This is a genomic window from Paracoccus aminovorans (assembly GCF_001546115.1).
In the GTDB taxonomy this organism is placed as follows: domain Bacteria; phylum Pseudomonadota; class Alphaproteobacteria; order Rhodobacterales; family Rhodobacteraceae; genus Paracoccus; species Paracoccus aminovorans_B.
Genome location: NZ_KQ955208.1, coordinates 455,833 through 467,448, shown reverse-complemented (window position 1 = coordinate 467,448; position 11,616 = coordinate 455,833). Strand labels below are relative to the sequence as shown.

Genomic DNA, 11,616 nt, shown 5'->3' with positions numbered 1-11,616 from the left:
CGTCCCGCGCTTGACCGCGCCGGGCCCGGTGCCTAGCCTGCCCCGGGTTCGGTTGGCGGGGAAAGGGCAGGGATTGCGGGACGATATCGTGGGGATCTGCCGGTTTTCCTTTCTTGGGAAATGCGACTGGGCCGAGACGACGGGCAAGGACGGCAATACGGCCGAGACCATGCAACGCCGCCGCGCCATGCTCTACGCGCCCGAGCGCCTGGCCCGGCGCTTCGCCGCCTTCGAGCGGCTCTGCCTGCCCTCGATCCGGGCGCAGACCGATGCGGATTTCAGCTTCTGGCTGCTGACCTCGCCCGAACTGCCGGCCGAGTGGCTTGCCCGGCTGCGCGGGCTGTGCGCCGACCTGCCGCAGGTGCGGGTGATCGTCTCGGACAGTCGCGATACCCAGGACGCGCTGCGCCAGCCGCTGTTGCAGGCGGCCGAGGCGGCGGGACGGCCGTTGATCCAGTTCCGCGTCGACGATGACGACGCCTTCTCGCGCCACCATGTCGCCCGGCTGCGCCGCCATGCCCGCCGCTTCGCCGACCTGCCGGCCTTCGCCATCAGCTATCCGCAGGGCCTGGTCTTCGGCAGCTACGAGGGCGAGCCGGTCAGCTTCTGGCGCGCGCACCAGCCCTTCATCGGCGCCGGCGCCGCGGTGCGGATGCGGGGACCGGGGCGCAGCATCTATGCCTTCAACCATTTTCAGCTGCCCAAGCACTTCCCCGGCCTGACCGACGTGCGCGGGCTCGGCTATGTGCAGACCCGCTGGGACGAGGGCGATTCGGTCGCGACCATCTGGGCCAAGTTCCCGAAATGGTTCCAGCCGCTGACGGCCGAGGCATTCCAGCGCGACCTGGCCGAGGATTTCCCCTTCCTGCAAGGGCTCGACCTGGGCTTCGTCGAAAGGAAAGGGGCGGCCTGACGCCGCCCCCGATCGCCGTTTGCAGGCAGCCCGACGCCCGCACTTTTCAGTGCGAATACATGCTGACCTGCTTGGCATCGGCGCCTTCGCCGACCATCTCGCGCCGGACCTTCAGCCGGTTCAGCGCCCCGACATAGGCCTTGACGCTGGCCAGGATGGTGTCGGTATCGGCGGCCTGGCCGGTGACGACGCGGCCCTCCTCCTCCAGCCGCACGCTGACAGTGGCCTGGGCATCGGTGCCCTCGGTCACGGCATGGACCTGATACAGCTGCAGCCGGGCGCCATGCGGCCAGATCGCCTTGACCGCGTTGAAGCAGGCATCGACCGGGCCGTCGCCGGTGGCATGCACGGTCTTCTCCTCGCCCCCGACGCTCATGGTCAGGTCGGCCGATTGCCCATCGCTGCCGCAGACCACGCGCAGGTGCTTGACCTGCAGATAGTCGTCCTCGGTATTGGCGGCGCTGTCCTGCATCAGGGCGACCAGGTCGTCGTCGTAGATCTCCTTCTTGCGGTCGGCCAGGGCCTTGAAGCGCACGAAGACGTCCTTCAGCTGGTTGTCGCCGACGTCATAGCCCAGGTCGCGCAGCTTGGCTCGCAGCGCGGCGCGGCCCGAGTGCTTGCCCATGGCGATATTGGCCTCGTTCAACCCGATGTCGGCGGGGCGCATGATCTCGAAGGTCTCGACATTCTTCAGCACGCCGTCCTGGTGGATGCCGGATTCGTGCAGGAAGGCGTTCTTGCCGACGATGGCCTTGTTCGGCTGCACGACAAAGCCCGAGGCCTGCGCCACCCGCCGCGACAGGCCCATGATCTTGGTGGTGTCGATGCCGGTGGTGAAGGGCATGATGTCATGGCGCACCTTCAGCGCCATCACCACCTCCTCCAGCGCGGTATTGCCGGCCCGCTCGCCCAGCCCGTTGATGGTGCATTCGATCTGGCGGGCGCCGGCCTCGACCGCGGCCAGGCTGTTCGCCGTCGCCATGCCCAGGTCGTTGTGGCAATGGGTGGCAAAGATCACCTCGTCGGCGCCCGGCACCCGCTCCAGCAGCATGCGGATCAGCGCGGCGCTTTCGCGCGGCGCGGTATAGCCCACGGTGTCGGGGATATTGATGGTGGTGGCGCCGGCCTTGATGGCGATTTCCACCACGCGGCACAGATAGTCATGCTCGGTCCGCGTCGCGTCCATGGGCGACCATTGCACGTTGTCGCACAGGTTGCGGGCGTGGGTCACGGTCTCGTGGATGCGCTCGGCCATCTGGTCCATGTCCAGGTTCGGAATGGCGCGATGCAAGGGCGAGGTGCCGATGAAGGTGTGGATGCGCGGCCGCTTGGCGTGTTTCACCGCCTCCCAGCAGCGGTCGATGTCGGGGAACTGGGCGCGGGCCAGGCCGCAGATGATGCTGTTCTGCGCGCGCCGGGCGATCTCGGACACGGCGGCGAAATCGCCCTCCGAGGCGATGGGGAAGCCCGCCTCGATCACATCCACGCCCATCTCGTCCAGCATCTGGGCGATGTCCAGCTTTTCCTGGTGGGTCATGGTGGCGCCGGGCGACTGCTCGCCGTCGCGCAGGGTGGTGTCGAAGATCAGGACGTGATTCTTGTCGGTCATGGCTGTCGGTCTTTCTTACGCATGAATCGTTGCTCGTTCGTGAAACCGGGCACGAACCAGACTGAGCGGCGGCCCGGAAGACCCGCTCAGCGCAGCGTAAGAAGAAGCAGACCACGGGATTGCATGCCAAAGGCCGCGCCGTCCTGCGCGTCCCCGATACCGGCAATGATCTGTCGCATCCGAGTCATGCCGGGACTATAAGCGCGCCGCCCCGCGCTTGAAAAGACCGAAAATTCCCCCGCGCCGCGCCGATACCGGGCTTCTTTGCTCCCGAAATACCCATGCAACCGCGACACCGACGCCGGAGGTCCGCAATTTCACCGTTTCCCAAATACTCGAAAGGACGCTAGAGCGCCCGCCAGCCGATGTCGCGGCGATAGAATCCGCCGGGCCAGTCGATTGCATCCGCCAGGGCATAGGCCCGCTCATGGGCCTGGGCCAGCGTCGCACCGCGCCCGGTCGCCGCCAGCACCCGGCCGCCCGTCGCAACCAGCGCGCCGTCCTGGCGCGCGGTGCCGGCATGAAACACCATGCGGCTCGAATCCTCGGGCAGGGCCTCCAGCCCGCGGATCTCGCTGCCCTTCTCATAGGCGCCGGGATAGCCTTTCGCCGCCAGCACCACGGTCAGGGCATGGTCTTCGGCCCAGGTGACGCTGGCATCGCGCAACCGGCCCTCGGCGCAGGCCAGGATCAGGTCCAGCGCCTGCGCGCCCAGCCGCATCATCAGCACCTGGCATTCCGGGTCGCCGAAACGGACGTTGTATTCGACCAGCCGGGCGCGGCCGTCCTCGATCATCAGCCCGGCATAGAGCACGCCCTGGAACGGCGTGCCGCGCCGCGCCATCTCGGCCACGGTCGGGCGCACGATCTCGGCCATGACCGCGTCCTGGATCGCCTGGCTCAGCACCGGAGCCGGGGAATAGGCGCCCATGCCGCCGGTGTTCGGCCCGCTGTCGCCCTCGCCCACGCGCTTGTGGTCCTGCGCGGTGCCAATGGGCAGGCAGTCCGTGCCGTCGCAGAGGATGAAGAAACTCGCCTCCTCGCCGGCCATGAATTCCTCGATCACCACCTCGGCCCCGGCCGCGCCGAAGGCACCGCCGAAAGCGTCGTCCACGGCGGCGATGGCCTCGGCCTCGGTCATGGCGACGGTGACGCCCTTGCCGGCGGCCAGCCCGTCGGCCTTGATGACGATCGGCGCGCCCTGCGCCCGTATATAATCCCGCGCAGGTTCAGCCGCGTCGAAGCGCGCCCAGGCGGCGGTCGGCGCGCCGCAGGCGTCGCAGACCGCCTTGGTGAAGCTTTTCGAGGCTTCCAGCATCGCCGCCGCCTTCGAGGGACCAAAGACCAAGAGCCCCGCCGCGCGCAGATCGTCCGCGACCCCGGCGGCCAGCGGGGCCTCGGGACCGACGATCACCAGGTCGATGGCATTCTCCTCGCAAAAGCCGATCACGGCGGCGCCGGACAGGATGTCCAGATCCGCCAGCCGGGCCAGGGGTTCCATCCCGGCATTGCCCGGGGCGACGAACAGCCGGTCGCATTTCGGATTTTGCCGCACCGCCCAGGCCAGCGCATGTTCGCGCCCGCCGCTGCCAAGGATCAGGATGTTCATGCGCGCCCCTTCCGCTGCCTGCCGCCTTCTAGGAAGCGCGGCCCCCCGGATCAAGCCTTGATCCCGCGGCCCGCCCGCGCCAGAACCAGAGCCATGGACCTGATCGACGACGCCGCCGCCAGCAATGCCCATGAGTTCACCGTTTCCGAGATCTCGGGGGCGATCAAGCGCACGCTCGAGGACCAGTTCGGCCGCGTCCGCGTGCGCGGCGAGATCGGCCGCGTCTCGCGCCCGTCCTCGGGTCACCTCTATTTCGATCTGAAGGACGAGCGCGCCTGCATCGCCGCCGTGACCTGGAAGGGCCAGGCCGCGCGCCTGTCCACCCGACCCGAGGAAGGCATCGAGGTCATCGCCACCGGCCGGCTGACCACCTTTCCCGGCCAGTCGAAATACCAGCTGATCGTCGACGAGATCGAGCCTGCGGGCGCCGGTGCGCTGATGATGATGCTGGAAAAGCGCCGCAAGGCGCTGGCGGCCGAGGGGCTCTTCGACGAATCGCGCAAGCGGCCGCTGCCCTATCTGCCGCGGGTGATCGGCGTCGTCACCTCGCCCTCGGGCGCGGTGATCCGCGACATCCTGCACCGGCTGCGCGACCGCTTCCCGACCCGGGTGCTGATCTGGCCGGTGGCGGTGCAGGGCCAAGACTGCGCGCCGCAGGTCACGGCCGCCATTCGCGGCTTCAACGCGCTGGGCCCGGCGGGGCCGATTCCGCGCCCGGACCTGCTGATCGTCGCCCGCGGCGGCGGCAGCCTCGAGGATCTCTGGGGCTTCAACGAGGAATCGGTGGTGCGCGCCGCCGCCGAAAGCGCCATTCCGCTGATCTCGGCCGTGGGGCATGAAACCGACACCACGCTGATCGATTTCGCTTCGGACCGCCGGGCGCCGACGCCGACGGCGGCCGCCGAAATGGCGGTGCCGGTGCGCACCGAACTGGCCGCGCGGCTGGGCGAATGCGGCACGCGCATGATCCGCGCCGGCCAGCAGGCCCGCCAACGCCACCGGCAGCGCCTGGCCGATCTGGGCCGCGCGCTCGGCCGGCCGCAGGCGCTGACCGACCCGGCCCGGCAACGCTTCGACCTCTTTGCCGAGCGGCTGGAACCGGCGCTGAAGGGCTTCACCCGCCGCTGCCGCGACCGTCTGGCCGGGCTGCCGCTGTCGCTGGCGGCGCTGCGCGGCAACCTGCGCAACCGCCGGCAGAACCTGCAGGCCCAGGAGAACCGCCTGGCCCCCGGGCTGTCCCGGCTCGCCCGCCGCAAGGCCGAGCGCCTGGCCGATCTCGGCCCGCGCCTGGACCGCGCCCGGGCACGGCTGCTGGCCGGATCGAGCCGCGACCGGACCGAGCTCGCGCGGCTCTCGGCGCGGCTGGCGGCAACGGCCGCCCGCATCGCGCCGCCACGCCGCGACAGCCTGGACCGCCTGGACCGCCTGCGCCAGACCCTGGGCTATACCGAGACGCTGAAACGCGGCTTCGCGGTGGTCCACGGCCCGGACCACCTGCTGACCAGCGCGACCGAGGCCGAGAAGGCGCCCGGGTTCGAGATCGAATTCCACGACGGCCGCATCGCCGCGCGTCCCGAAAGACCGACGGCCAAACCGGCCCGCAAGCCGCGGGATCCCAAGGGCCAGCAGTCCCTGTTCTGATTTCTCTTTTGTGGGGAAATATCCCGGGGGGAGCGCCAGCCGCACCCCGTCGAGGGGTGCGGCTGGCGCGGGGGGCAGAGCCCCCCGTTACCGCGCAACCTCGCGCGGCCGCAGCATGAGCCACAAAAGCGCGCCGCCCGCCAGCACTAGGAAGGGCAGCATGGCCAAGTTCACCGCGTTCCAGCCGGCCTGGGCCGAGCCGCCCATGCAGTTCATCAGCCCACCCGAGGACAGCGAGGCCAGGAACACGCCGGAAAACACCACCGCGTCGTTCAGGCCCTGCACCCGCTCGCGCTCCTCGGGGCGATAGGCGCGGGTCAGCATGGCGGTCGCACCGATATAGCCGAAGTTCCAGCCCAGCCCCAGAAGCACCAGCGCGGCGTAGAAATGCCCGAGTTCCACCCCGGACAGGGCCACGGCGCCGGCGCCGGCCAGGATGGCGAGGCCCAGCATGACGATGCGCGTGGCCCCGAAGCGCGCGATCAGATGGCCGGTGAAGAAGGACGGCCCGAACATCGCCAGCACGTGGAACGAGACGATATTGGCGGCATCCGCGGTCTGGAAGCCGCAGCCGACCACGGCGAGCGGCGTCGAGGTCATCACCAGGTTCATCAGCGCATAGGCGACCATGCCGCAGATCATCGCGACCAGGATGCGCGGCTCGCGCATGAGTTCGCGCAGCGGCCGGCCGGCGGGACTGCCGGCAGCAGGCGCCGCCGGGCGCGGGATGTCCAGGAAACCGAAAAGCAGCGGCCCGAACAGGTTCAGCCCGACGATGGCGGCATAGGTGGCAAGGAAAGGCACCGCGGTCAGGTCGGCGGTCAGCCGCACCAGCAGCGGGCCGGTCAGGGCAGCGGCGAGGCCGCCGGCCAGCACCCAGGAAATGGCGCGCGACTGGAACTCGGCCGGGGCGCAATCGGTGGCGGCGAAGCGATAGAAGCCCTGCGCCGCTTGGTAGACTCCGGTCAGCAGGCCGCTGAGCATGAAAAGCCAGAAATTCCCCAGCATCATGCCGGTCGCGGCGGCGGCGGCACCCAGCGCACCGGCGCCGCAGGCCAGCACGAAGCCGGCCCGCCGGCCGTGCCGGCGCATGAAGCCGGCAAGCGGCCGCGCCGACAGCGCCGAGCCCAGCACGATCATCGACAAGGGCAGCGTGGCGATGCAGGGGTTGGGGCTGAGCATCTGCCCGGTCAGGCCGCCGACGATGAAGATCATCGACATCTGCGCCCCCATCACCGCCTGGGCGATCAGCAGCACCACGACATTGCGCCGGGCGCGGCGCATCGGATCCGTCATCGGTTCGGAGGCGATCATGACCGGCTCATTTCAGGGCGGCGGCCTCGCGGGCGCGGGCCTCGATCGCCTGCCAGTTGCCGCTGGCGACATCGGCATCGGGGGCGATCCAGCTGCCGCCGGCGCAGACCACGTTCGGCAGCGCCAGGTAATCCGGGGCATTGGCGAGCGTAATGCCGCCGGTCGGGCAGAAGCTGACCTGTGGCAAAGGCCCGGCCAGGGATTTCAGCGATTTCGCCCCGCCCGCCGCCTCGGCCGGGAAGAATTTCAGCATGGAATAGCCAAGCTCCATCGCCCGCATCACCTCGGAGGCGGTGACGGCGCCGGGCAGCAGCGGCAGCTCGATCTCGGCGCAGGCGCGAGCCAGGGTCTCGGTCAGGCCGGGCGAGACGGCGAAGCTGGCGCCGGCCTCCTTGGCGCGTTTCGCGTCGTCGGGGGTCAGCACGGTGCCGGCACCGACATGGCCGCCCGGCACCCTGGCCATCTCGCGGATCACGGCGAGCGCGGCCGGGGTGCGCAGCGTCACCTCGAGCACCGGCAGCCCGCCCGCGACCAAGGCGGTGGCAAGGCCCTCGGCCCGGGCGGCGTCGCCCACCACCAGGACCGGGATCACCGGGGCGAGCTCGCAAAGCGCACGGGATTTCTGGGACTGGATCTCTGGGGTCATGGCGGCCTCGTTCCTGAAAATTCGGCGGCAGGGTGCGCTTTTCCGCGCCTCGTTTCAAGGGTTGATGTTAGCGGTAACTGGAATCGGCACCGCGTCGGAAAGGGCAGGGGCTTTCCGCCCCTCTTGCGGCTTCGCCGCAATTCACCCCGAGGATATTTTTCCACAAAAGAGAAGCCATCAGCCACCGAAGCTGGTGCGGCTGCCCGAGCGCGCGGTGGCGCTGGCGCCGAAGCCGCCCCGCTGGCTGACCTGGGCGGCCGACATCGGCGGCTTGCCCAGCGTCGAGGGCGCGCGCTGGAAGGTCGAGGGCGCGACCTTGCCGGCGCCGCGGTTGGTGGCGAAGCTCTGGTCGCCCTTGGGGGTCGAGAAGCGGCCGTCGGCGGTCTTGACCATCGGCTGCGAGAAGATGCCGCCGCCGCGCGACAGCATCGAGCCCATCATGTAGCCGACGAGCAGCGGCATGAAGGAAAAGCCGCCGCCGGAGTTCTGCGCCTGCGCCTCGCCCGTCGCGGGCTGCTGGGCGGCGGGATCGCTGCCGCAGTTGCCGGCGCCATGTTCCTGTTCGCAGAGCTCCTTCGACTCGTAGCGCGGCGCGGTTTCCAGGAATTCCTGCTGGGCGGCGGCGAAATTGGTGCGGCAGTCCTGTTCGGTGAACCACAGGCTGTTGTCCTTGGCCGCCGCGATGCAGCTTTCGAGGTCGGGAAAGCTTTGCGCGTCGACCTGGTCGTCCTTGCAGGCGGCGAGCGCGAGCGTCGCGGCGCCGGCCAGCGCCAGGGCGACATGGCGCGAGCGTTTGCGGGCGGGGCGGGTGGCGGGAGCGGTCATGGATCAGCCCTCGATGAAATGCGGCTTGAAGCGCGACAGGTTGTGGGTGATGCGCGCGCGGTCCTCGCGCAGGCCGAGGCCGCAGCAGCTTTCGCCCACGATCCAGGCGCCGAGCACCGGGTGGAAGCCGTCGAATGTGGGCAGCGGCGCCAGGCCCTGCACGATCATCGGGTGATGCGAATAGCTGTCGTCCTCGGTCCGGGCGACCTCGCGGCCGGCCTCGAAGATGGTGACGCCCGCGCCTTCGCGCGAGAAGATCGGCTTCAGCACATGGCCGCGCGCCAGGTCGTCCTGCGCGGCCGCGAAGGCCTGGGCCACGGCGGGGGCGGGGCTGCCGCCGCGCATCGCCTCGGCCACGTCGTCGAGGAAGAAGGCCGGCAGCAGGTTCGGGTGGCCGGGGAACATCTGCCACAAGAGCGGCAGGATGCCCTTGTTCGACAGGATCGCCTTCCACGGCGGCTCGATGAAGCGGGCGCCGGCGCTTTGCAGATGCGTCGCGAATTCGTCGCGCAGCATGTCCTCCCAGGGGTAGAGCTTGAAGAGCGTGCCGATGACGCGGGACTGCTCGTCGGCGAACTGGCCCTCATCGGTCAGACCGATCTGCGCCAGCGCGGTGAAATGCGCGCCGAGGCCGGCTTCGCGCGCGGCCCAAGCCAGGGTTTCGACGGTGGCGTAATCCTCGGGGTTCTCGGGGTCGGCGGCGAAATGCACGTCCTCGCCATCGGCGCAGATCTGGGTCCAGCGCGCCACGATCGCCTCGTGGATGCTGTTGAACTGGTCGCAATCCTCGTCCAGCACGCCCGCCGCCTGCTGCTGTTCGAACCAGAGCCACTGGAAGCTGGCGGATTCGTAAAGCGCGGTCGGGGTGTCGGCGTTGTATTCCAGCAGCTTCGCCGGGCCGGTGCCGTCATAGGCCAGGTCCATGCGGCCATAAAGCTCGGGCTGTCCTTCGGCCCAGCTGCCGGCGACCAGGTCCCAGTGCCGCTGCGGGATGCCGAGCCGGGTCAGCCAGGCCTCGTCGCGCGCGACCAGCGCCACCGCCTCGCGGCACATGGCATGCAGTTCGGTCGCGGGCGCCTCGATGTCCTGCTCGATCTCTTGCAGGGTGAAGCGATAGGCGCTGGTTTCGTCCCAATAGGGTTCCCCGCCCATGTCGGCGAAGGTGAAGCCGAGCTTCACCGCCTCGTCGCGCCAGCCCGGGCGTTCGGGAAGATTGCGTTTTTCCATGGTCACTCCTTGGTTCCGAGATAGGGCGTGGGCGCCGGGGGGCGCAAGCCCGCATCTGGAAATTCGCCGGGCGCCGGCCGGGTGCCGTGCCTGCGGGGGGCTTGCGGGGCGCGAGGCTTCGGGCCAAGCTGCTGCCATTCCAGCCCCGGGACAACGGGGCGCGACAACAGGGATGACCATCATGCAGAACCGTTTCCCGCTTCGCGCGCTGCTTCTGGCTTCGGCCGTGGCCATGGCTGCGGCCGCGCCGGCGGCCTGGGCCGAGACGCCGGCCGATACGCTGGTCGTGGCGGGCCAGATCGACGACATCATCAGCATGGATCCGGCGCAAAGCTTCGAGCTGTCGGGGCAGGATGTCATCAAGAACCTCTACGACCGGCTGGTCGATTTCGATCCGACCGACCTGGAGGCAGGCTTCAAGCCCAGCCTCGCCGAAAGCTGGGAGGTCAGCGAGGACGGCAAGACCGTGACCCTGACCCTGCGCGACGGCGTCAAGTTCCAGTCGGGCAATCCGGTCCGGGCCGAGGATGCCGCCTGGTCGCTGCAACGCGCCGTCAAGCTGAACCTGTCGCCGGCCTTCATCCTGAACCAGTTCGGCTTTACCGCCGAGAATGTCGACCAGCAGATCAGTTTCGACGGCAACAAGCTGGTGCTGAAGCTGGATCAGCCCTATGCGCAAAGCTACGTGCTCAACAGCCTGGCCTCCGAGGTCGCCTCGGTCGTCGACAAGGAAACCGTGCTGTCCCATGCCGAGGGCGAGGATCTGGGCAATGCCTGGCTCTCGACCAACAGCGCGGGTTCGGGGCCGTTCAACCTGGGCGCCTGGAAACCCAACGAGGCGGTGCAACTGGTCGGCAATGCCGATTACTGGCAGGGCGCGCCGGCGATGAAGCGGGTGATCGTGCGCCATGTCCAGGAAAGCAGCGCCCAGCGGCTGCTGCTGGAACAGGGCGACGTGGACGTGGCCCGCAACCTGACCCCGACCGATATCGAGGCGCTGTCCACGAGCGACAAGCTGGTGATCGGCAACGAGCCGCGCGGCCGCATCCTGTATATGGGGCTGAACCAGAAGGACCCGATCCTGTCCAACCCCGCCGTGGTGCAGGCCATGCGCTATCTGGTGGATTACAAGGGCATCGAGGACAGCTTCCTGAAGGGCCAGTTCAAGATCCACCAGAACTTCCTGCCGGAGGGCTATCTGGGCGCCTCGGACGAGAACCCGTGGACCTATGACATCGAGAAGGCGAAAAAGATCCTGACCGATGCCGGCGTCACCTCGGGCACGATCAAGACCACGGTGCGCGACATGGCCGAATACAGCAACGTCATGCAGACGCTGCAGGCCTCGATGGCGCAGGTCGGGCTGACGCTGGAGATCCAGCAGGTCACCGGCGCGCAGTCGCTCGATGCCTATCGCGCGCGGCAGGTGCCGATCTATGTCGGCGAATGGGGGCCGGATTATGCCGACCCGAACACCAATGCCTCGACCTTTGCCTATAACCCCAACAACGCCGACGATGCCAAGCTGTCGCAACTGGCCTGGCGCAACGCCTGGGCGGTGCCGGACGAGATGAACAAGGCCACCGTCGCCGCCACGCTGGAAGGCAATACCGACAAGCGCCGGCAGATGTATCTGGACCTCCAGCAGCAATATCGCGAGATCGCCCCGATCATCCCCATGTTCCAGCGCATCGAGCGCGACGGCATGCAGAAGAACATCCATGGCTGGACCGCCGGCGGCTCGGTCAGTTCCGCGATGTATCGCAAGGTCACGAAGGAATAGGGCGTGACGAATACCGACCTCAGCGCCGCGCCGGGGCCGGGGGCAAGCC

The 11,616-nt window shown here is 68.9% G+C and carries 9 protein-coding genes; 3 read left to right on the top strand and 6 right to left on the bottom strand.

Going from position 1 to position 11,616, the window contains the following annotated elements:
- The first annotated feature begins 73 nt into the window (after positions 1-73).
- Complete coding sequence (locus tag ASV56_RS02455) at positions 74-913, top strand: putative rhamnosyl transferase (RefSeq protein ID WP_062560649.1); 840 nt, start codon at positions 74-76, stop codon at positions 911-913.
- A 46-nt stretch (positions 914-959) separates the two neighbouring features.
- Here ASV56_RS02455 and ASV56_RS02450 read toward each other — a convergent pair whose 3' ends face one another.
- Positions 960-2,522, bottom strand: coding sequence for a 2-isopropylmalate synthase (locus ASV56_RS02450; RefSeq protein WP_062560648.1), 1,563 nt, complete (start codon positions 2,520-2,522; stop codon positions 960-962).
- 346 nt (positions 2,523-2,868) lie between these two features.
- Positions 2,869-4,131 carry a phosphoribosylamine--glycine ligase gene (gene purD, locus ASV56_RS02445; protein ID WP_062560647.1) on the bottom strand — a complete coding sequence of 421 codons (1,263 nt, stop codon included), beginning with the start codon at positions 4,129-4,131 and terminating at the stop codon, positions 2,869-2,871.
- A 93-nt stretch (positions 4,132-4,224) separates the two neighbouring features.
- Between purD and xseA the strand changes: the two genes are divergently transcribed.
- Positions 4,225-5,772, top strand: coding sequence for an exodeoxyribonuclease VII large subunit (xseA, locus tag ASV56_RS02440; RefSeq protein WP_062560646.1), 1,548 nt, complete (start codon positions 4,225-4,227; stop codon positions 5,770-5,772).
- A gap of 87 nt (positions 5,773-5,859) precedes the next feature.
- Here the strand turns inward: xseA and ASV56_RS02435 are convergent, their stop codons facing one another.
- The 4 genes from ASV56_RS02435 to ASV56_RS02420 form a co-directional block, all read right to left on the bottom strand.
- On the bottom strand, positions 5,860-7,086 hold the full coding sequence (locus tag ASV56_RS02435; RefSeq protein WP_062560645.1) for an MFS transporter: 1,227 nt from the start codon (positions 7,084-7,086) through the stop codon (positions 5,860-5,862).
- A gap of 7 nt (positions 7,087-7,093) precedes the next feature.
- Positions 7,094-7,732 (bottom strand): bifunctional 4-hydroxy-2-oxoglutarate aldolase/2-dehydro-3-deoxy-phosphogluconate aldolase, encoded by a 639-nt coding sequence (gene eda / locus ASV56_RS02430; RefSeq protein ID WP_062560644.1) that lies wholly within the window; start codon positions 7,730-7,732, stop codon positions 7,094-7,096.
- A 177-nt stretch (positions 7,733-7,909) separates the two neighbouring features.
- Positions 7,910-8,557 (bottom strand): DUF1190 domain-containing protein, encoded by a 648-nt coding sequence (locus ASV56_RS02425; protein WP_062560643.1) that lies wholly within the window; start codon positions 8,555-8,557, stop codon positions 7,910-7,912.
- A 3-nt stretch (positions 8,558-8,560) separates the two neighbouring features.
- Positions 8,561-9,784, bottom strand: a complete 1,224-nt coding sequence (locus ASV56_RS02420) for a glutathionylspermidine synthase family protein (protein ID WP_062560642.1) — start codon at positions 9,782-9,784, stop codon at positions 8,561-8,563.
- A gap of 172 nt (positions 9,785-9,956) precedes the next feature.
- Between ASV56_RS02420 and ASV56_RS02415 the strand changes: the two genes are divergently transcribed.
- A complete protein-coding gene (locus ASV56_RS02415) occupies positions 9,957-11,567 on the top strand; it encodes an ABC transporter substrate-binding protein (RefSeq protein ID WP_062560641.1) in 1,611 nt (536 codons plus the stop codon).
- The last annotated feature ends 49 nt before the right edge of the window (positions 11,568-11,616 follow it).